This is a genomic window from Deinococcus peraridilitoris DSM 19664 (genome assembly GCF_000317835.1).
Classification (GTDB): Bacteria; Deinococcota; Deinococci; order Deinococcales; family Deinococcaceae; genus Deinococcus_A; species Deinococcus_A peraridilitoris.
This window is the reverse complement of sequence record NC_019789.1, coordinates 204,168-225,711: the sequence shown is the minus strand read 5'-3', so window position 1 is coordinate 225,711 and position 21,544 is coordinate 204,168. Positions and strand designations below refer to the sequence as shown.

At 61.8% G+C, this 21,544-nt stretch carries 16 protein-coding genes and 1 pseudogene; 9 read left to right on the top strand and 8 right to left on the bottom strand.

The genetic code is table 11. From position 1 onward, the window contains the following. Window positions 1-96 precede the first annotated feature (96 nt). Window positions 97-1,050 carry a lipocalin family protein gene (locus tag DEIPE_RS19850; protein WP_015231355.1) on the top strand — a complete coding sequence of 318 codons (954 nt, stop codon included), beginning with the start codon at window positions 97-99 and terminating at the stop codon, window positions 1,048-1,050. A 436-nt stretch (window positions 1,051-1,486) separates the two neighbouring features. On the opposite strand, the gene DEIPE_RS19845 is transcribed toward DEIPE_RS19850, so the two are convergent. Further along, on the bottom strand, window positions 1,487-2,470 hold the full coding sequence (locus DEIPE_RS19845; protein WP_015231354.1) for an aldo/keto reductase: 984 nt from the start codon (window positions 2,468-2,470) through the stop codon (window positions 1,487-1,489). 123 nt (window positions 2,471-2,593) lie between these two features. Then, window positions 2,594-2,926 (bottom strand): annotated as a pseudogene (locus tag DEIPE_RS25145) (Tn3 family transposase); the annotation flags it as partial. An 82-nt stretch (window positions 2,927-3,008) separates the two neighbouring features. Between DEIPE_RS25145 and DEIPE_RS19835 the strand changes: the two are divergent. The 3 genes from DEIPE_RS19835 to DEIPE_RS19820 all read left to right on the top strand — a co-directional run bounded on the left by DEIPE_RS19835 (window position 3,009) and on the right by DEIPE_RS19820 (window position 6,242). Continuing rightward, window positions 3,009-3,278 (top strand): HNH endonuclease signature motif containing protein, encoded by a 270-nt coding sequence (locus tag DEIPE_RS19835; protein WP_083865911.1) that lies wholly within the window; start codon window positions 3,009-3,011, stop codon window positions 3,276-3,278. Window positions 3,279-3,652: 374 nt separating this feature from the next. Continuing rightward, window positions 3,653-4,807 (top strand): MFS transporter, encoded by a 1,155-nt coding sequence (locus DEIPE_RS19825; RefSeq protein ID WP_015231353.1) that lies wholly within the window; start codon window positions 3,653-3,655, stop codon window positions 4,805-4,807. Between the two features lie 169 nt (window positions 4,808-4,976). Next, window positions 4,977-6,242: a D-arabinono-1,4-lactone oxidase gene (locus DEIPE_RS19820; protein WP_015231352.1), complete on the top strand. Its 1,266-nt coding sequence runs from the start codon at window positions 4,977-4,979 to the stop codon at window positions 6,240-6,242. Window positions 6,243-6,800: 558 nt separating this feature from the next. On the opposite strand, the gene DEIPE_RS19815 is transcribed toward DEIPE_RS19820, so the two are convergent. The 6 genes from DEIPE_RS19815 to DEIPE_RS19790 form a co-directional block, all read right to left on the bottom strand. Then, window positions 6,801-8,834, bottom strand: coding sequence for a S9 family peptidase (locus tag DEIPE_RS19815; protein ID WP_015231351.1), 2,034 nt, complete (start codon window positions 8,832-8,834; stop codon window positions 6,801-6,803). Between the two features lie 48 nt (window positions 8,835-8,882). After that, entirely contained in the window at window positions 8,883-9,746 is an 864-nt protein-coding gene (locus DEIPE_RS19810) for an ABC transporter permease (protein WP_015231350.1), read from the bottom strand. Continuing rightward, a complete protein-coding gene (locus DEIPE_RS19805; RefSeq protein WP_015231349.1) occupies window positions 9,743-10,687 on the bottom strand; it encodes an ABC transporter permease in 945 nt (314 codons plus the stop codon). The genes DEIPE_RS19810 and DEIPE_RS19805 overlap by 4 nt, the downstream gene beginning before the upstream one ends. Window positions 10,688-10,699: 12 nt before the next feature. Continuing rightward, window positions 10,700-12,217 (bottom strand): ABC transporter substrate-binding protein, encoded by a 1,518-nt coding sequence (locus tag DEIPE_RS19800; RefSeq protein ID WP_015231348.1) that lies wholly within the window; start codon window positions 12,215-12,217, stop codon window positions 10,700-10,702. Between the two features lie 62 nt (window positions 12,218-12,279). Further along, window positions 12,280-13,017 (bottom strand): DUF1028 domain-containing protein, encoded by a 738-nt coding sequence (locus DEIPE_RS19795; RefSeq protein WP_015231347.1) that lies wholly within the window; start codon window positions 13,015-13,017, stop codon window positions 12,280-12,282. A gap of 678 nt (window positions 13,018-13,695) precedes the next feature. Further along, on the bottom strand, window positions 13,696-14,475 hold the full coding sequence (locus tag DEIPE_RS19790; RefSeq protein ID WP_015231346.1) for an IclR family transcriptional regulator: 780 nt from the start codon (window positions 14,473-14,475) through the stop codon (window positions 13,696-13,698). A 71-nt stretch (window positions 14,476-14,546) separates the two neighbouring features. Here DEIPE_RS19790 and DEIPE_RS19785 point away from each other — a divergent pair, with 71 nt between their 5' ends. From DEIPE_RS19785 to DEIPE_RS19765, 5 genes are all read left to right on the top strand, one after another. Then, a complete protein-coding gene (locus DEIPE_RS19785) occupies window positions 14,547-16,295 on the top strand; it encodes a M28 family peptidase (protein ID WP_015231345.1) in 1,749 nt (582 codons plus the stop codon). A 34-nt stretch (window positions 16,296-16,329) separates the two neighbouring features. Continuing rightward, window positions 16,330-17,868 carry an ABC transporter substrate-binding protein gene (locus tag DEIPE_RS19780; protein ID WP_015231344.1) on the top strand — a complete coding sequence of 513 codons (1,539 nt, stop codon included), beginning with the start codon at window positions 16,330-16,332 and terminating at the stop codon, window positions 17,866-17,868. Between the two features lie 6 nt (window positions 17,869-17,874). After that, window positions 17,875-18,828, top strand: a complete 954-nt coding sequence (locus tag DEIPE_RS19775; RefSeq protein WP_015231343.1) for an ABC transporter permease — start codon at window positions 17,875-17,877, stop codon at window positions 18,826-18,828. A 1-nt stretch (window position 18,829) separates the two neighbouring features. Then, window positions 18,830-19,678 (top strand): ABC transporter permease, encoded by an 849-nt coding sequence (locus DEIPE_RS19770; RefSeq protein WP_015231342.1) that lies wholly within the window; start codon window positions 18,830-18,832, stop codon window positions 19,676-19,678. Between the two features lie 164 nt (window positions 19,679-19,842). Next, window positions 19,843-21,072, top strand: coding sequence for a dipeptidase (locus tag DEIPE_RS19765; RefSeq protein WP_015231341.1), 1,230 nt, complete (start codon window positions 19,843-19,845; stop codon window positions 21,070-21,072). Window positions 21,073-21,544: the final 472 nt, after the last annotated feature.

Below are 21,544 nucleotides of genomic sequence, written 5' to 3'. Positions count from 1 at the left end.
TGGAGTTGTTACCTGTCACGGGCCTTTCTGGCGGAAGGTTGAGGGGGACGTGAAGCCGCCTGCTTTCCTCACGAGGAGCAGCGGGTAAGGTGAAGCATGTCACTCCTGCCCGTGGCTGTTCTGACCGGTGTGCTGCTGTGCGCCTGCGCTCCACCGGCCGTCGCGTTCAATCCACAACAATTGCCTGCCGCGAGTGATTTCGGACCGCGGAACGCTCCGCTGGAATGGTGGTACGTCTCCGGGTACCTGCCTGAAAGCGAACTGGCGTTCCACTGGGCGCAATTCAAGGTGAACTTCCGTGGCGTGCCGTTCTTCACCTCCCATGTGGCCGTCACGGATCTGCGAAACAACACCCTCACGTTCACCGAGCAGACCAGCGGACCCAGCGAATTCTCTTTCCCACCGCTCAAGGTGCAGCAAGGCGAATGGAAACTTCAGCAGGACGCGGAGAGCTACACGCTGAATGCCGGACCATTGCAGCTCAACCTCACACCCCGCAAGCCGGCAGTGCTGCACCCACCCGGGTATTCGGGCACACCGGAAACCGGGCAGATGTACTACCAGAGCGTCACGCGTCTGGACGTGACCGGAGTGGTGAATGGACGTGAAGCCCGGGGTGAGGCGTGGTTCGATCACCAGTGGGGGGACCAGCTGCCTTCACGCAGCGTCACCTGGGACTGGTTCGGTCTGCAGCTCTCCAACGGAGCGGACCTGATGGTGTACCGGGTCAAGAACGCCCGCGGTGACGTGGTGCAACTGGCTGGCTCGTGGGTGGACGCGCAGGGCGTGGCGCGTGAAGTGCGGAACTTGCGTGCGGTCCCGCTGGAGGCGTGGCGTGCTCCAAGTGGTCGGTCGTACGTGCTGTCGTGGGAGCTGCAGGCAGCGGAATTCCATTTACGGGTGGATCCCGTCAGGCGCGAGCAGGAACTGCTGTCCGGTACGACCTTCGTGGCGTACTGGGAAGGTCCGGTGCGTGCTGAGGGAAGCTGGGGTGCCGAGCGCGTCCGAGCGCAAGGCATGGCGGAGTTCGTTGCTGGGCCGCTGTTCTGAAGTGCTCGGGTAACCGGAAGGCTGCTTCTTCTCGCAGCGGACTTCACGTGTTCGTCCGTGCGGCGACGACGAGATCAGCGCCGTGCTGTAAGGGGAGCCGTCTCGTCCCACGGCTGCCAGGCGGGATCATACAGCTCGTTGCGTTGGTACGCACCCGGGAGTCGGGGTCCTCGACGCCCGGCTCGTACCACAGACGCTCCGCAGACGTCTCGCCATGAATGCGTTCGCTCAACCTGGGGGTAAGACAAGATTTTGAAGTTTTTGTACGCTCAGCCGTTTCTATGGTCGCCACACTCGAAGGCGTGTTGCTTGTGGAAGCGCGGGTGCTGACCCAGCCCATCGTCTCAAAATCCGCCCTGAGGGCGGCAGCGTCTGCCCTACCCCTCTTTCCAAGAGCAAGCACACCTCGGTTGTCAGCCCTTCCTCAGGCTCCGCATTACTGATGACCGATGATGGGATGCGGCACGTACGGCTCTTCCAGATAAGCGACTTCTTCCGCTGCCAGCTTGACCGACAACGCGCCGACGGCATCCTCCAGGTGGGAAATCTTCGTCGCCCCGATGATCGGCGCGGTCACCGGCCGCTTCTGTAACAGCCACGCCAGCGCGATATGAGCGCGCGGCACCCGATGTTTCTGGGCGAGTTCAGCGACGCGCTCCACAACTTGACGATCTGTGTCTGCGGTCGCGTCGTACTTGCTTTTCGCTATCGTGTCCGTTTCGGACCGCAGGGTGCGTTCCGAGCCCCAGTCACGGGTCAGCCTGCCGGACGCCAACGGGCTGTATGGAATGACACCGATGCCCTCCGCGCGGCAGAGTGGCAGCATCTCCCGTTCCTCTTCGCGGTAGATCAGGTTCAGATGGTTCTGCATGGAAACAAAGCGCGTCCAGCCATGCTTTTCCGCCACGTGCAACGCCCGCTGGAACTGCCAGGCCCACATGGCCGAAGCGCCGATGTAGCGGGCTTTTCCCGCTTTCACCACGTCATGCAGTGCTTCCATCGTCTCCTCGATGGGCGTGGCGTCATCCCAACGGTGAATCTGGTAGAGGTCCACGTAATCCGTCCCGAGCCGTTTCAGACTGTGGTCGATCTCGCTCAGGATGGCTTTGCGTGAAAGCCCACCACCGTTGGGTCCTTCATGCATCTTGCCGTGCAGCTTGGTGGCAATCACCACTTCATCGCGCTTGGCGAAGTCCTTCAAGGCGCGCCCGAGAATCTCCTCACTCCGCCCGATCGAGTAGACGTTGGCGGTGTCGAAAAAATTGATGCCCAACTCCAGGGCTTTCTGAATGACCGGGCGGCTGTCTTCCTCGTTCAGCACCCACTGGTGAATCCAGCGTTCCTTGTCCCCAAAGCCCATGCAGCCCAGGCAGATTCGGGAGACGTCCAGCCCAGTGCTTCCCAGTTTCGTGTATTCCATGCGGCCTTCCTCTCTTTCCAGTCTTTCCAGCGTCGGCGTCGAGACCAATTGACAACTCAGCGTGTGGCAGGGAGCCCTAAACGGCAACGGGACGGTTTCAACGTGCGGTGGCTCTATGCCTCGTCAAGGCGTTCGGCTTCTCAGGGTCCTGTGTGTCTCCTGGCTTGGCGTCAGCTCCTGGCGCCAGGAGTAGTCGCCGGTCAGTCCAATGTGCTCCCAGCCGAGCGGCGAGACGTGTGCCAGTCGTTCATCTGGCACGTCCTGGCCCTCCAACCGCAACACCTCGACGGCCCGCCCCAAGTACACCGTATTCCAGGCGAAATTGGTGGCCACGACAAGGTTCAGGCGATTGGCCCGATTGCTCTACGTCTCGAATGACCGGTCCCGCATCTCCCCACTGCGATGGAAGTCAACCGCGCGCTTCAACGCGTGCAGCGATTCCCCCTTGTTCAACCCTTGTTCAGTCCCGCCACCACCCGACACTGCGGCCACACAGCCTTCGCATCACACGAACCAGGTGCGATCAGGGAGGATCCTTATGGCGAGCGAAAGGTATGAGCGTGTGTGGGTTTCAGCAACACGACGGCACGTGTGGGTGCACCGGCTTGTGGCAGAGCAGGTGCTCGGGCGGCCGCTGCGGCCCGGCGAGGTCGTGCATCACGTCAACGGTGACAAACTCGACCACCGCCCGGAAAACCTGCGGGTCATGACGGGCCGGCGGCAGCACATGCTTCTCGGGCACCTCGAGCGCCGCGCAGCCCGCGGGCAACGCCCGCTGTTCGACCCTGACACCTTCCGCAGCAGCTGAAATAGGGCCTGTGTGGCCGCAGCCTGGCGCGCCAGTGCTCGCGTTAAAGCTCGTCGCGGGTGGGTTCGGGAGGAACAAGTCGTTTGCCGGAGTGACGACGCGCCAACCTTGAGATTTGCCACTGTGTCATACCGGACGTCAGGTGATCTGCACTTCCAGACTCGGTCATCCGCGGGGTGCGCATGACACCTTCGCAGATCTGCGAGAATTCCGGGGTGAAACCGTCATGATCACCCTGAGTTTCACTGGACGACCGTTGGTGCCAAGCGACCTGCCCGCCGGCATGCCGTGGCTCGCTCCCTGTCGTGAACGCGCAGGGACGGGCCCGGCAAGCGTTGATTCGCAAGCTGAGGGGGGCGGCGTGGTGCTCCTGCATGCCCGCTGACGTGACCCACAAGGTCGTTCCCGCTTCGGCGGCTGTCATCGGTGCGCTCGCCTTCGTACTGATGGGCGGCGTGCAGGCCCTGTACGGTCCCTCCCTTCCCGGTTTCAGTCAACATTTCGGTCTGCCCGTAAGTACGGTGGGGCTGGTCATCAGCGCGCATGGCCTCGGCGCGCTCGCTGGAGTGCTCGGTACCATACCGCTTACCGCTCACCCCGCGGGGCGTTACAGGACCGGCGCGGCCGTCGTCCTGCTGGCGGTGGGAGCCCTGACGTTGGCGTTGACGACCGTGTGGCCCGTGGCTTTGCTCGGCGCGCTGACGGTTGGGATGGGGTACGGCGTCCTGACGGTCGGACTCAACAGCCTGTTCGCGGTGAGCTTCGGACAGCGCAGTGCGGCGATGGTCAATCTCCTCAACGCCGTGTTTGGGATGGGTGCCATTCTGGGTCCCCTGCTGGTCGGAAGGGCCGGCGGGAACGTCAGTGGGCCCTTTTTTATCGTTGCACTGGGAGCTGGGCTGCTCGCCCCCTTCGCGTTCTCCCTCGATGACCGGCTCCCTGTACCCGCTGCCAGGCAAGAAGCTTCAATCGACCAGGGAAGAAGCCTGCTGGTGGGTTTTCTGGTGCTGTTGGCATTGGGCGTGGGCCTCGAAGCGAGCAGCAGCGGATGGAACGCCACCTACCTGGTGGCTTTGGGGCATACCCCGGCGACGGCTGCGAGTTTCACCTCGCTGTTCTATCTGGCGTTCACCGCGGCGCGTCTGGCCGCGGTACCGCTGAGCCTGCGCCTGTCGTCGTCCACTTTGGTGACAGCGTCGCTCACACTGGCCGCGGTTCTCCTGCTGCTCGCCCAGATGCCGGCGCTCGCACCGTACATGCTCGCCATGCTGGGAGGATCGGTGGCGCTGCTCTTCCCCAACACCTTCACCTGGTTGGCACGCACTTTGCCGGCGGCCCGAGGTGGAACGGCGCTGATGGTTGCCGGCGCTTTGCTCGGCGGCGCGCTGTTTCCGGCGTTGATCGGTCAGGCTGTGGCCGCGTTTGGTGAGCGCGTTCTCCCGAACGCCATGCTGGCCCTGACAGTGCTGGCATTGATCCTGGCGGTGTGGCTCCTCAGAATGTCGAGGGATCTCAGGAGGCGCCGGTAGGACGAACACAAGTGTGCGGACACACCCGCGTGTCGCGCCTGCCCGGAGCAAGTGACCCGGCCTCTCCACAACGTGGCAGTAGGCCTGAAGTGACAGCTGACCAGACTGGGTGTGTTTCTGTGGGTCCAGGCTGCCTGGATCGAACACCGCCGGAATACACTTGACGACGATGAAGCATTCACGGAACTGGGCGGGCAACTATACCTACCAAGCAGCACGCTGGCACGCACCGGAAACCACCGCGGAGCTTCAGGAGATCATCCGTCGCTCCAGTCACCTCCGCGTACTCGCAACACGTCATTCGTTCAACGATCTTGCTGACACCCCGAGCGATCTGCTGACCCTCGAGCATTTTGACCGGATCGTCGAGCTGGACACCGCGCAGCGGACGGTCACCGTGGAAGCAGGGGTCCGGTACGGTGAGCTGTGCAGCTTCTTGCATCACCACGGCTTCGCCCTTCATAATCTGGCGTCGCTTCCGCACATTTCCGTGGTGGGTGCCTGCACGACCGCGACGCACGGTTCGGGTGATCGGCATGGCAATCTCGCCACGGCCGTCACGGCCATCGAATTCATCAACGCCGAGGGCGCGGTCATGGTGGCTTCTCGCACCTCGCACCGTGAACATTTCGCGGGAATGGTCGTCGCGCTGGGTGCTCTGGGTGTCATCACCAGACTGACCCTCGAGGTGCTCCCTGCTTACGCGGTACAGCAGGACGTCTACGAGAATTTACGGTTGGCGCAACTGGCAGAGCACTTCGACGCCATTACGGGAGGTGCGGACAGCGTCAGCTTGTTCACGGACTGGCAGCACCAGCGCTTCCATCAGGTCTGGCTCAAACGCCGGCTCGCGGGTGACGTCATTTTCACGACTCCCGCGGTCTGGTTCGGCGCGACGGCCGCCACGAAAGAGCTTCATCCGATTCCAGCCATGTCTGCTGTCAACTGCACGCCGCAATTGGGCGTTTCCGGTCCGTGGCATGAACGCCTGCCTCATTTCCGCCTTGAGCACACTCCCAGCGTCGGCTCGGAATTGCAGAGTGAGTACTTCGTGCCGCGATCACGAGCAGTGGAAGCCCTGCAGGCCGTGTTCACCCTGCGAGAAGTGCTCGCGCCGGTGTTGCTGGTGTCCGAGATCCGCACCGTCGCTGCGGACGACTTGTGGATGAGCCCCTGTTATCAGCAGGACAGTATCGGCATTCACTTCACGTGGCAGCCTGACTGGACGAGGGTCCGTGAAGTCCTGCTCCTCGTCGAAGCGCAACTGGCGCCGTTCAATGCCCGGCCACACTGGGGCAAGCTGTTCAGGATGCCCCCCGAGCGACTGCACACCCTGTACGAAAAACGGCAGGACTTCCAGCGACTCCTGCGGTCTTACGATCCGCAAGGAAAGTTCAGCAATCCCTTCGTGAACGCGTACATCTTCAACAGCTGATTCAGGGTTCCCTCGGAAGGGTGCACGGGCCCCTGCAGCCAGCACCGAGCGCAGGTCGTGCCGATCCGAGATGCGCTGGTACGCCCGGGCAGCAGCACGAACACCGGAAGTCGTTGTGGCTGCGCGGCGGCGGAGATGGGCGCACCCGTACCGCGTGTAAATTCTGCGAAGCCCTGCTCGCTCCAAGGAAGGATTCGCAACGCTTTGCAGTGAGGTGTGGATTGCAGCGTCGTGATGAGTTGCTCCAGGTCAGGGTCATCTCGAATAACGCACGCGAGGTACGCGAAGCGATCCGGGAAGCGCAAAGCTGCCGCTTACGCGAGTGGAAACACATGCCTGAATACCCCGTTGGGTAGTGCATACCCGGGAAGGATGCGTGGCCGCTCGTCGAATTTCAGTATTCGTCGTTCAGAACCTGCGCCAGGAAATCACTTGTTCTTCGAGGGTCATGGTGGTGTTCGTCGTGAAAGCTCCGGTGAGGAAAGCAGACCAGCTTGGCTGGATTGAGTTGGGACAGAGACAATCGGGGCGCGCTCAGAATCAGGGAACCGCCGAAGCTCAATTCGGCGCAGAGGCTGATCGTCGGTCGTCATCACGTGGGGTGCGGGTGACAAAGCGCTGCATCCAGCCCAGCAGCGCTTCATTCTGCGCCTGCCGGACCCACAGCGGTCCCTTGAGCGAGCCCGCGTGTGCGCTTTTCGGCAGGCGGACCATCTCGACCGGGCAACCAACGGCCTTGAGCGCGGTGTAGAACTGCTCGCTTTGCTCGGGTGGGCAACGTCGGTCTTCCTCACCTTGAATCAACAGGGTGGGTGTGGTGCAGCGGTGTGCGTAGGTAAGCGGAGAAGACTTGTGGTACACCTCGGGAATTTCGTGTGGTAAACCGCCCATCTGCCGCACGGCGAACCAGGGAATGTCGCTCACCCCAAAAAAACTCGTCCAGTTCGTCACGGGATTCTCCGGAACGGCAGCCTTGAAGCGGGTCGTCTGACCGACAATCCAGCAGCTGAGGTTCCCACCACCCGAGAGACCACAGCATCCCAGTTGCTGCGCATCCGTGTGACCTTGCGCGATGGCGAAATCCACGCCGGACATCAAATCCTGGTAATCAAGGTTGCCCCAGTCGCCGATGATGCGGGTGGAGAAGGCGTCTCCATAACCGGTCGAACCGCGCTGGTTGATGATCAGCACCGCGTAGCCCGCTCCGGTGAGCATCTGAAAGTCAAACGAGAAGATATGCCCGAAAGCGGAGTGCGGTCCACCGTGAATGTACAGCACGGTGGGATGTGGCGCACTCCCGCCGGGCGGTGTTAACAGCCATCCTTCCAGCGGTGTGCCGTCCACTGCCGGGAAGCCGAGGTGAACGACTTCAGGCTGGGCGCGCGCGCCCAGCAGGTCGTGGTTGAGGTGGGTGAGGGGCGTTTCGCGGGCGTTGTCGAGTTGCAGGATGGACAGGTCTGTTGGGCAGTGCAGCGTGCTGGTGCACAGCAGCAAAAACTCATCGCTGACACTGAGCGGCCAGCAGGCCCGCTCTCCGGCCACCACGGGCGTGCAGTGCTCAGGGCCGGACAGGGCAATCTCGTAAGGGTGAATGCTGCCACCGTCCTGCACTCCCCAGTACGCCAGGTGGCCATCCGGGTGCAGCTGAAGTTCGGGCGGGTTGTCCAGCATGGCGGGCATGTCGGGTTGCAGATTGCCGTGCAGCCCGAGGTGCAGGCTGCCGGTACGGCATTCGGGATGGCCGCCCGCAAGCGGAATGATCCACAGATCACTTTTTGAACCGATCAGGCGGCCCTTGGGCGTGCCGACGAAAGCGACCGAGTGTCCGTCCCGGGTAAAGGCGGCTGTCTGTACGCTTCCCCAACCGTCGAGCACCGCGCGCTCCTCCCCGCTGAGGCTGACGCTGCGCAGGTCCGCCTGGTCCGCTGACAGGATGTCGTGTTCAAAGCGGCTGACGAACAGGATCTGCTGGCCGTCCGCTGACCAGCCGGGAGAGCTGCACAAGCGGTGCTCCGTGAGTTTGCGCGCTTCGCCGCCCTCGGTGCTGATGACATGCACATCGTGGCACTGGTCTTGCAAGTTGCCCAGTTCGTCGAAGCGGTAGGTGTTCTGGGTGACGCGGTACGGCTTTTCGGGGTCCTGCGGGGTGGTGCTGCGGGCGATGAACGCCAGCTGCTGACCGTCCGGCGACCATGCGGGAGGACTGCTCACCCCTTCAGGAAGGCGCGTCAGCGCCCGCGCTTCGCCTCCATCAGGGGCGATCAGGTGCAGTTGCGGCTTGCCGGTGCGGTCGGAGAGAAACGCGATGCACCGCCCGTCCGGCGCCCAGCGCGCCGCCCAGTTGCGGTGTGAGCCGTGCGTCAGTGGACGCGCCTCGTGTGTCGCCACCGACAGCAGCCACAGATTGACACGCTGGCAAGCCTGGTGCAGATCTGCCGGGCAATCCTGATCTCGCTGCACTGAGGAGAGCGCGTAGATGACCTGCTGACCGTCAGGAGAGAGTTGTGCACCCTGGATGAACTGCAGGTCAAAGAGGTCGTCAGGAACAAATGACGGCAGGGTGGCTTGATGGAGTGTGTTGAGGTCAGTCAAAGCCGAATTCCTTTGCAAAGTGAGACGGCGTGCCGGCAGACCGGAGGGTCATTTCTGGTCCCGTGGATCGAGCAGGTCACGCAGACCATCACCGAGGAGGTTGAATCCCAGCACGGCCAGCGTGATGGCAATGCCGGGAAAGATGGCCAGCCAGTCGGCCATGTTGAAGAAATCCCGGCCTTCGTTGAGCATGAGTCCCCAGGACGGGGTGGGCGGCTGCGCACCCAGCCCGAGAAAGGACAGTGCGGCTTCTGCGAGAATGGCGAAGGCCAGCGAGAGGGTCGTCTGGATGATCAGTGGCCCCTGGATGTTGGGAAGGACATGCCGGAAAATCATACGGGCCTTGTTCGCGCCGAGACTATGGCTCGCTTCGATGTACAGCTGCTCCATCACGTTCAGCGAGGCGGCGCGTGTGACGCGGGCGAATGACGGTGTGTACACGATGCCGATGGCGATCATGGCGTTGACGAGGCTGGTGCCGAAGGCGGCCATGATGGCGATGACCAGCAGCAGGAACGGAAAAGCGAACAGCACGTCCATGACCCGCATGATGAGGTTGTCGATCCAGCCGCGGGTGGTGGCGGCGATTAAGCCCAGCAGGGTACCGAGCAGCAACGCGATGCCCACCGAGACGCTGCTGACGACGAAGGAAAGCCGTGTGCCGTAAATGATGCGGCTCAGCTGATCACGGCCGAACATGTCGGTGCCCAGCGGAAACTGAGCGGAAGGTCCCTCGAGCGCGTGGTCGGTGTACTGCTCGGCCGGATCGTAGGGTGCGAGCCAGGGCGCCAGGACCGCGCAGAGTGCCATGATCAGAATGATCACGCTGCCGAACATCAAGGCGCGGTTGCGCAGGTACTTGCGCACAAAGCGGCGGCTTTCGCTGCGTTGCTCGGGTACGGTGGGGGTCATGAGTAGCGGATCCTGGCGTCGATCAGGCCGTACAGCAGATCCACGATGAGGTTCACCAGGGTGAAGGTCAAGGCGAACAGCATCACGCAGGCCTGTACGACCGGGTAGTCGCGTTGATTGATGGCGGTGATGGCCAGGCTGCCCACCCCGGGCCAGCCGAAGATGGTCTCGACGATGATGGTGCCGCTCAGGAGGAACCCGACGTTGAGACCGATGACGGTGACCACCGGAATCAGGGCGTTGCGCAGCGCGTGACGGTACAGCACGCTGCGCTCAACGGCGCCTTTGGCGCGTGCGGTTCGCACGAAATCCTGGTTGAGGACTTCAAGCATCGCACCCCTTGTGAAGCGCGTCAGGATGCCCATCACCTGAAAGCCGAGCGTGATGGCCGGAAGAATCAGCAGCTTGAGGAACAGCGACGGATCCTCCGACGGGGCGACGTACCCGGCAGGTGGAAGCCAGCCGAGCTTGAGGGCGAACACCAGAATCAACAGCGTGCCCAACCAGAAGTCGGGCACGGAAATGCCGAGCAGGGCGGTGATGCTGATGACCTGGTCAGGCGCGCGGTTCCGGCGCACTGCCGCGAGAATACCCAGGGGAATGCTGAGGGACACGGCCAGAATGATCGCTGCGAGGGTGAGCTGAGCGGTCCGGCCGAAGCGCACCGCGAGGTCCTGCCCGATGGGCAGCCCGGACCGGATGGATTCACCCAGATTCCCTTGCAACACATTGACCAGCCAGTCGAAGTACCCGATGATGACCGGCTGGTCGAGGCGCAGATTGCGCCTGAGCTGCGCGGCGACTTCCGGGTCGGCGTTGGTGCCGAGCATCACGGCCACGACGTCACCGGGAATGGTGCGCGTCAGAAAGTACGCCACGATGGTGATTCCCAGCAGGATGGGAATCACCGACAGCAGGCGTTTCAAGGTGAAGATGAACATGCCAGCGCAGCTTTATTTCTTGATCCAGGTGTCTTTCAGCGATTCCAACGAACCGGTCGAGTAGTGCACGTACCCCTGGACGTTCGGCCTCACGGCTTCGTACTGATCGTTGATGTGCAAGAAGACATATCCCACCTGGTCCGCGATGAGCTGCTGGGCTTGCCGGTAGATCTCCTGCCGTTTGGTTTTGTCGACCGTGCGGCGTCCCTGGTCGAGCAACTGGTCGACTTTCTTGTTGGAAAAGCCCTGAGCGTTGAATTTCTCGCCGGTGCGGAACTGGTAGTACAGGAAGTCATCCGGATCGACGGAGCCGATCCAGCCAAGCACGACCGAGTCGAAGTTCTTTTTGTTAAAGTCGTCGAGGAACGAACCCCATTCCATCGGTGAGACCTTCACATTGATATTGAGCGGCTTGAGCTGCGCCTGAATGGCCTGCGCGATGTTGACCTGAGATTTGTAGTCCGCGCCGACCTTGATGGTCATGTCGAACCCTTTGGCGAACCCTGCTTCGCTGAGCAGCTGCTTGGCTTTGGCCTGATTGGCGACCTGCACCTTGCAGTCCGAGTGGGCCCAGTGTGAAGGGGGAATCGGTCCACAGTTGATGGTGGTGCCCTTGCCGAACAGCGCGGTCTTGACGATCACGTCACGGTTGATGGCGTGCGAAAGGGCCTGACGGACCTTGACGTTGTCAAAGGGCTTCTTGGCGAGATTCAGGCCGAGATAGTCGTACCAGGTGCCGGGTCCGCCGACCAGCTGGATGCTGGTGGATTTCTTGAGGGTATCGACCTGGTTCTGTGGAACCGCGAGGGCCAGGTCGATGGTGCCGGTCTGGATGTTGGTGATGCGGGTGACGTCGTCCTTGAGGGCCTTGAAGACGAGTTTGTCGACGTGAGGTTTGTTCGCTTCCCAGTAGTGGGGATTGCGCTCGAGGGTGACGGCGTCTCCTGGCACCCAGCTGGCGTACTGGAAAGGTCCGGAGCCGAGCGGTTTCTTGTTGACGTCGTTGGCTTCGGCGTACCCGCTGGGCATGATGCCCATCAGGGAGCCCCCGACTTTGGTGAGGAACGGTGCGAAGGGTTCTTTGAGCTTTACGACGACGGTGGTGGCGTTCGGGGCGGTGATGGAGGCGATTTTGCCGAGGTCATTCTGTCGGGGAGAAGCGGTTTTGGGGTTGGTGATGCGTTTGAGCGAGTACACCACGTCTTTGGAAGTCAGGGCTTTCCCGTTGGAGAACTTGACGTTCGGGCGCAAGGTAAAGGTGTACGTGAGGCCGTCACCCGCAACGTTCCATTTCTGCGCGATGGAAGGTGCAGGCTCCCCTTTGGGCGTGACGGTCAGCAGTGAATCGTAAATCTGTTCGGCCACCCAGGCAGAGGACGCCGCTGAGACAGTGTGGGGATCGAGGCCGACAATGTCGGCTTGACCGCCCACCCTGAGGGTGCCGCCGCGGGTTTGTGCGTCGCTGACGCTGGCGACGCCAAGAAGAGCCAACGTGACGCTGAGGTGGACAGTCCGGGTGCGGTTACGCATAATTCCTTCTTTCTCTGCGGAGTGCAGGCAAAAAGCGCGGGGTGTCTGCTCGTGGTCGCGGCTCAGGAGGTCGTGGCGGGCGCCGTCTCCTCCTTTTGGACCAGCCCTCGTTTGCGGGCTTCAGCGAGGTCGAGGTGTCCGGTGGGGTTCGCGTGGGTGGGCAGCATGTCCATAAAGGGCAGCAGTTGTTGCTTCACGACGTCATACACCCGTTGGAGGTCATTGACAGGGTCGTGGTGATCGTCAACACGGATGTCGACCAGTGGGTACTGTTCGGTGCTGAAAACCTTCAGCGCGGCGGACTGTTTACCGCGTTTGTCCCCGCCAGCCAGCTGGCCCGTCCGAAGCGCGAGCAGCAGCCGTTGCGCCAGGGATTCGCCCGGGTGCTGTACAAAGGATGCCTGCATGGCGTCGAGCGTTTCCGGACCGACCAGCATGTTCCCGGCGATGGCGTACTGATCACCGGTGAGGTGTCCATACCAGCCGTCGCAGCCGTCACCGGAGAACGCAGCAGAACGGCCGTGGCGATCGACGATGGCGATCTGACGCAACGCGATGCCTTCATCGCGTTGCCTGAGTTGTTCCAGAACCTGATCGGCACGGTGGCCTTGGGCAAGGAGTTCAAGTCCCCACAGGCCAAGGTAGGGATTGACGAAGGACTGCGTGGCCACGGCACCGACGTCGGCCTGGACGAACGGGCAGAGCATGCCGACACAGGGAATTGCCGTCGCGACGGCAATTCCCAGGTGGCCGGTGCGTTCGCAGCGGGCGGTGATCGAGAAGGTGCGGAGCTGGATCATGACGTACCTCGCGTTGGTGGAGTCGTTTTGCCTGAGGAGATGCGGCGATCACGGCTGTGGGTGATGCGCGGTGATCGAGGGTCTGAACGATGGAATACGACGCTTTCCCGGAACACTCGGGCACGGCGCGAAAGACAAAAGCACCCGTCTTATTCAGACAACATTTTGGTGAATAGAATTATTCAGAAGGTAGCACAGGACATTTGCGGTTTGGAAGAGGCCCGAGGTCAAGCGTCTTCGCGATTCGACAAGGCTCGACAGCGCAACTTCATCCGGAACGTCCGAGGGTGGGCAGGATGTGGTGGGCAGACCGAGAAAGCCGTCACCGTCAGAAAGGAAGAAAGCATTGCGCAAATCGACCGCTTCCTTCGCGCACGCGACCATCCCGCCACCGGCAAGGCGTCATTGAGCTCGTCGTCACCCGTAAGCACCAGCACGCTTCGATGGGCTGAACGAGAAGGTCATCGTGCCGTTCGCCCGAAGATCGAGCACGCGCGAGATTCAGTGCCAACTCCGCAAGCGGTACGGCGTACGAGTCGGCCCGGCCTTCATCGGCAAAGCCTACCCCGTGCCCTTGAGCTGGGTGGGAAAGGGCGGCGTATCCGTGCGAATGCATGTCTTCCTGCTGCTTTCGGCACTGTCCCGAAGCCACAATGTCGTGCCCATACTGTGGCGGAGTTAATTGCTGTATCCGAGATCGGCGGAAATCTTCGCGGCGTACTGCCTGACGTAAGTCACGTACTGCGTGTGTTTTTTTTCGTCGAACCGCATGGTCGGTCCGGCAACGCTGAGCGCGGCGATCACGTCGCCAGCGTGGTTCTTGATGGGTGCAGCCACGGAGAAACTGTTTTCGTCGAGGTCATTCATGGCCACGTGGTACTCCTGACTGCGAATCTGTTCAAGCACGGCCAGAAGTTCCTGGGGTGTGCGAACCGTCGCACTGGTGTACTGGTCGAGCGGAAGTGCGAGGACCCGCTCGACCACGCTCTTTTCAGCGAAGGCCAAGAGTACTTTGGGTGTGCCGCCCGCGTGCAGCGGTCCGATTCGACCGATCCGGGCGTACATGCGGAGTTCGTGGGAAGAGTTACGAACGTCCACGACCACCGAGTGCAGGCCATCACGTACGACGAGGTGCACGTTTTCCTGCGTGACGCGGTTGAGGTCGTCCATGGGTTGTTTGGCGGCCCGTACCAGTGACCATTGGGATTCTGCGCGTTTTCCCAGCAGGTATGAACGGCTTCCCAGGTGCATGCCGTGCAGCTCGTCCTGCCAGACGTAACCTCTCGCTTCGAGGTTGCGCAGGATACGAAAGACGTTGCTTTTGGTCAGCTGGGTTTTTTCGGCGAGCTGCAGGAGTTTGAGGCCTGGTTGTTCCGCAATGGTCTCAAGGACCCGCAAGGCGGAGTCAAGGGCGGCGATGGTATAGGCGTTCTCGCTGGTGGAAGTTGACTTCTGCATAAGGAGGGCTAAACTAAAGACATCTTACAAGTTGAAACGCTGTTTTACCAGGTAAAACACCAGGAGGGTTCATGATCAACACCCAGGAGCAGGGAGTACTCGACGCCGTTCACCTCGACACCCCGTGGGCCCTCATCGAACGCTTCTCGACCCTGAAGCGCGAAGATCCCCAGGATGTCCGCCAGGCCGCCGAAATCATTGAACAGTCCCTCCAGCAGCTTGGCATTCCCGTTGAAATCCACCGACCAGAGCTGTTTCTCAGCATCCCCCGCTCGGCTGCGGTCCGGCTGGGCGACATGACCTTTCCTGCCAAGGCCATGGCGATGAGCCTCAACGTTCCCGAGGGCCTCACCGCACCCCTGGTGTACCAGGCCAGTCAATACGCGCTCGACGCCAACGACGTCTTTGCCCACCAGGACATCAACGACAATCAGGATGTCCGCGGAAAGATCGTGGTCACCGAAGGCTTCGGCATGCCCAGCAAAGTTCGCGCCCTCGAGCAGCGCGGTGCACTCGCCGTCATCACCGTCAACCCGGGCGAACGCGCCCACTGGGGCATCTGCACCACCATCTGGGGCAGCCCCGATCTGTACGACCTGCCCCGCAAACCCACTGTCGCGGTCGTCAACGTCAACCAGACCGACGGAGCCCACCTGATCACCGCCGCGAAAGCCGGCGAGCAGGCGACCGTCATCACCGAACTCACCGAAGGCTGGTTCGAGTCTCCCGTCCCCGTGGTGACCATACCCGGCACGGAAGAAACCGAGAAGTTCGTGCTGCTGCACGGACACTACGATTCCTGGGATTACGGGATCGGTGACAACGCCGTCGGAGACGCGACCATGCTGGAAATCGCCCGCGTGCTCTGGGCAAAACGAGATCAACTGCGCCGCTCTGTCCGCATCGCCTGGTGGCCAGGGCACTCCACCGGCCGCTACGCCGGAAGCACCTGGTTCGCAGATCACTTCGGCATCGACCTGTACGAAAACTGCGTTGCACAAGTGAACTGCGACTCCCCTGGCTGCCGCTGGGCCACGTCCTACCACGACATCTCGTGGATGCCGGAAACCGAACATTTTGCCAAACAGGTCATCTTCGATGTCACCGGGCAGGAAGCGATCGGAGAGCGACCCGCCCAGGCCGGCGATTACTCCTTCAACAACATCGGGCTCTCGGGTTACTTCATGTTGCTGTCCACCATGCCCAACGACCTGCGCGCCGAAAAAGGCTACTACGCCGTGGGCGGCTGCGGAGGCAACATCGCCTGGCACACCGAAGACGACGTGATGGACGTCGCGGACCGTGACATCCTGCTCAAGGACATCAAGATCTACCTGCTTTCCGCGTACCGCACCGCCAGCAGCACCATCATCCCGTTTGATTTCACGCTCGCCATCAAAGATCTTCAGGACACCCTTGACCGTTACCAGAATGCAGCGGGTCAGCACTTCAGCTTCGAGTGGGCCCAACAGGAACTCAAGACGCTACACACCGCGGTCAGCGCCCTGAACGAGCAGGCCAAAACCCTCAACGCACGTCCCCTCACCGATCCGCTGGTCCGCGCCACCAACGAAGCCCAGCTGCGCCTCGCCCGCTACCTCGTCCGGGTGAATTTCACGCGTGAAGCGGAATTCTTCCATGACCGCGCGGAATCCATTCCCGCCCTGCCGGACCTCGCCGTCGCCGAGGAAATCCCGGGCGCTTCCGCGGACACCATCGGCTTTTACCGCACGCACCTCACGCGAGGCCAGAACCGGCTGCTCGCGTCCTTGCGTGATGCACGTATTGCAGTGGAACGCGCCACTGCCGTCCCAGCCTGACACCCCTCCGCCCCCTCTCTTCCATGGAGGAAGTATGCGTAAAGGACTCTTCGTTCTCGGTGCAGCCCTCGCCCTCAGTTCCGCCAGCGCTCAGGGAGACATCCTCAAACTCCCCCTCATCAACGACCCGATCATGAATCCCCTGATCGCGCCGGACCTCGGCTCCATCCTGATCAACAAAGTCATCTTCCCCGGGCTGGTCCGGCAAGGCGAGGATCTGCTTCCCAGACCTGACCTCGCCAAAAGCTGGAAAGTCAGCAACGCCGGGCTGGTGTACACCTTCAATTTGCGTGACGACGTCAAATGGCACGACGGCAAGCCCTTCAGCGCGGATGACGTCGTCTTCACCTTCAAAACCGCCACCGACCCCAAAAGCGGTTCACGTCTCGTATCGGACTTCTCCAGCATCAAAAACGTCGAAGCGGTCAACAAGAACACCGTGAAATTCACGCTTTCCCGCCCGTTCGCGCCTTTCCTCACCCTGCTGGGCCACAACGCCGGCATCGTCCCGAAACACCTGCTTGAAGGCAAGGACCTCAACAACCTCGCCAGTTTCAACCGGCAGAATCCGATTGGCACCGGACCGTTCAAGGTCGTGCGTTCCGTGCCCGGTTCGAGCATCACGCTGGAAGTCAACAAGGACTATTACGGCGCGAAACCCAAACTGAGCGGCGTCACCTTCAAGGTCGTGCCGGACATCAATGCGCAGGTCGCGCAACTCAAGGCCGGAGAGCTGAACTGGGTGACCATCGAACCCAACAACCTGCCCAGCGTCCAGAACGACCCGAACATCGCGGTCAAGCAGGCCAGCGCCATTCAGCACTTCCTGGTGTTCTTCAATATGAAAAATCCCCTCTTCGCGGAAGCGAAAGTACGCGAAGCCATGCAGTACGCCGTGAACCGCAAGGCCATCATCGATGGGGTGCTGAAAGGCTACGCGGATTACCCCACCGGGACGATCCCGACGGCCCTGAGCGCGTATTACGACAAGAACATCAAACCCATCCAGTACGATCCCGAACGCGCCAAGACGATCCTGGCGCAAGCCGGCTGGAAACCCAACGCGAACGGGCAATTGGTGAACGCCAAAGGAGAACCCTTCAAGTTCACGCTGCTGGTCGACAAAGGCAACCCCAGCCGCGAGCAGGCGGCGCTGGCCGTGCAGCAGGACCTCAAACGCATCGGCATGGACGTCACCCTCGACACCAAAGAATTCGGTGCGGTGGTGCGTGATTACCTGCTGCCCGGCAAATACGACGCCAACCTCATCTGGTGGAACACCGCTCCCGATCCGGACCAGTACTCGTACTACGGTATCGGACAGAGCAACAACCAGGCTTTTTACGCCAACCCCAAAGCCGACAGCCTGCTCAAACGCGGCCGCGAAACCACCGACCTCAAGGCACGCCAGCAGATTTACAGCAATTACCAGCGCCTGACCATGACCGATCCGCCCGTGCTGGTCCTGTACTACCCCAAGGAAATCCAGGCGGTCAGCAAAAGCCTCACGGGAGTTCCCAACCTCGGTATCCGTGACGCCTTGCGTTACACCGAAGTCTTCGATCTGAAGTGAATCCTGATGCCCTTCCCCTACCTGCTCAAACGCCTGCTGCACGCCGCCGTGGTGCTGGTGGTGGTGTGCGTGATCGCGTTCTTCCTGATTCGCCTGGCGCCAGGAGGGCCTTCGTTGCTGGCCGACCCGAACCTTGGTTCAGTGGAACGTCAGGCCATCGAGGAGCGGCTCGGGCTGAACGACCCACTTCCCGTGCAGTTCGCCAAGTGGACCGCCCAGCTTGCTCAGGGTGAGTTGGGGCAGAGTTTCCTGTACGGCACGCCCGTCACGCAGATCATCCTGTCGCGCCTGCCGAACACCCTGTTGCTCGCCGGCATGTCACTGCTCATCACGATTCTGATCGCGATCCCCCTGGGGATGCTCTGCGGACTGCGACCCAACAGCTGGCTTGACCGCGTCATCAGCACGATCAGCGTCGTCTTCATTGCCGTGCCGGTCTTCTGGCTGGGGTTGCTGCTGATCATCCTGTTCGCCGTGACCTTGCACGTCCTGCCCGCGGGCGGGATGTACACCACCGGACGGGAGGGGAACCTGCCCGACCTCGCACGGCACCTGATCCTGCCGGTACTGGTACTCTCTTCGGCCAGCATCGCGGAGGTCCTGCGTTACACCCGCTCCAGCACCCGCTCGGTCAGTCGGCAGGACTACGTCCGAACCGCCCGCGCCAAAGGACTCAACGAGTTCAGCGTGCACTCCCGCCACACCCTGAAAAACGCGCTGATTCCGGTGCTGACCGTCCTTGGCCTGCAGTTGCCCCGTTTGATCGGGGGAGCGGCCGTCACGGAAACCATCTTCTCCTGGCCGGGCATGGGCCGTCTCAGCGTCGAAGCCGCTTTGGGGCGCGACTACCCGCTGATGACGGCCATCACGATTTTCGTGGCGCTCGCGGTGGTCATGTTCAATCTGCTGATCGACATGCTCTACCCCTTGATCGATCCGCGCATCAAGGCAGAAGCGTAACATGACCACCGCGACCCTCTCCCCCAGCGCACGCAGCGTCCGCAAGCTCAGCCGCAACCCGACCGCCATGGTCTCCCTGTTCATTCTGACCCTCGTCACGTCCTTCGCGTTTCTCGGTCCGCTGGTGTACCTGGCCGATCCTGAAGCCATCGATTTCGCCCGTCAGTTCGCACCGCCCAGTTTCGCTCATCCCCTGGGGACGGACGAGAACGGCCGTGACATCCTGATCCGCCTGATGCTGGGAGGGCGCGTCTCCCTCACGGTCGGTTTCGCCGCAGTCGCCATCTCATTGTTTTTTGGGGTGCTGCTGGGCGGACTCGCCGGGTACCACCGCGGCCTGTTCGATTCGCTTGTCATGCGCTTCACGGATGGGATGCTGGCCATTCCGGCGTTCTTCATCGCGCTGCTCGCGCTGACGTTCTTCGGAACCGGCCTGCTGCAACTGGTCCTGGTGATCGGCCTGACGTCATGGATGGGCCTGGCGCGCCTGGTGAGGGGTGAAATCCTGCGATACCGCGAGGAGCTCGTCGTCGAGGCGGCCCGCGCACTGGGCGCGGGTGATTCACGCATCCTCGCGCGGCACGTCCTGCCTCAAGTGATTCCCACTGTCATCGTCTACACCAGCGTGGGTATTTCCTACGCCATCCTCACGGAATCCGCGCTGTCCTTCCTGGGCCTCGGAATCCAGCCACCGGCGGCGAGCTGGGGCAACATGCTCAACGGCGCGCAGAACTATATCTACTCGTCTCCCTGGCTGGCTGTTTATCCCGGAGCGTTGATTCTCCTGACCGTCCTCGCGTTCAACCTGCTCGGTGACGGTTTGCGTGACGCGACCGACCCGAATGCGTGAACAAACCCCGCCGGGCACCTGCCGCTTCAACATGACTTCCTGCGTTCAGGCACCTCCGCCAGAGGACCACCTTCACCCGCAACGCAAACCACGTGAGCGTCGCACCGTCAGTCACTGCCGGCGGCCAGACTCACCACACCACCAAGAGTGCCAGGAGCTGAGAAATGACCACCGAACCGACCGAACGTCCGATGCAGCAAAAAAAGTACGACGGCTACAAATCCTACTCGTACCTGGAACCGCACGTGGACTACAAAGTCTTCCCGCTCGCCCAGGAAATCAACCGCGTGCCCAGCCGCAAGGTCGACGTGTCCCCCGAAGAGGAAGAACGTGTCCGGCGCATCTTCCAGGAACAGCTGATCATCTCTCTGCATGATCACTGCTTCGTGGCGCCCGAAGACCTCGATCAGTTCATGGAATTTCGCCGCTGGGGTCGAGACTGGACCGGCTACGAGGGGCTCAGCGTCTCCGGGCTTGACTGTGTCTTCGACAACCTCATGAACGGTACCGCCATGATCACCTCCCGCGGTGGCTGGAAATGGGACGACATCATTTACGACCTTGGCATGCGCCTGAGTGACATCGACCATCAGGACATGGTCGTGCTGTGCCGCACCACCCAGGACATCGTCAATGCCAAGAGAAACGGTCAGATCGCCTTTGTGGTCAGCATCGAAGGGGCCGCGATGATCGAGAATGAGCTTGACCGCCTCGACATCCTGTACGGACTTGGCGTGCGTTGTCTGGGCATCGCGTACAGCGAAGGCAACCAGCTGGGAGGTGGCCTCAAGGAACCCCGCGATGGTGGCCTCACCAGCTTCGGCCGGAAAGCCGTGCAACGCATGAACAGGCTCGGGATCGCCATTGACGTCAGTCACTCTGGCGACCAGACTTCCCTCGACACCATCGAAGTCAGCGACAAGCCCGTGTTCATCACCCACGCGGGTGCGCGCGCCCTGTGGAACAGCAACCGCCTCAAACCCGACGACGTCATCAAAGCCTGCGCGGAAAAAGGCGGGGTGATTGGCATCGAAGCGGCGCCACACACCACCATCAGCGAAAAGAATTCCCGGCACAGCATCGAATCCTACATGGAGCACTACGAGTACTGCGTGAACCTGGTCGGCATCGACCACGTCGCATTCGGCCCGGACGTGCTGTTCGGCGATCATGTGGGACTCCACACCACCCTCTCGGCCGCCTTGTCCATCGGTGCATCCCGCGGTCACCTCCCCTACGAGAAAGTCCCTTACGTGGATGGCATCGAAAACCCCGCTGAAGCCTTTCCGAACATCGTGCGCTGGCTCGTCAAGCACGGCTACAGCGATAGCGACATCGGCAAAGCGGTCGGAGGGAACATCATGCGCGTCCTGAAGGAAGTCTGGTACCGCTGAGCGTGGAAGGGCATGCAGCGGGCTGCGTCTGGCGTATGACGGTCACGGCAGCGCAGCAGCCATCGCCACACTGCACGGCGGTCCCGGCATGGCCAACCGCTTGGGAGACCGGGCGGCCTTCCAGCCTCTCAGGGACACGCCCCGGCTGAACAGCGACGACCAACGCGGAAACGGCGAATCAGAAGACGCGGCGCCTGACAGGCACGAACAGTGCGTTCAGACCCTCGACGGCGAATGAGTGACATTGAGGGTTGCCGTGAAAGCGTCGCGATGATTCAGCCGCTGTCTCCCATGAACCTTGATCCCGAAGCGAACGCTCAGCGACTTGCCCGCCTCCCCTTTCGGTACGCGATCCATAACCGGGCTTTCAGTCGAAATCCACCTGGGTTCGACCTCACCGGTCGACGGGGCTCAGCGGACACACCCAGGACACGGCGCGCGGTTCTCCTTGCGGACAGCGGAAATGATTCGA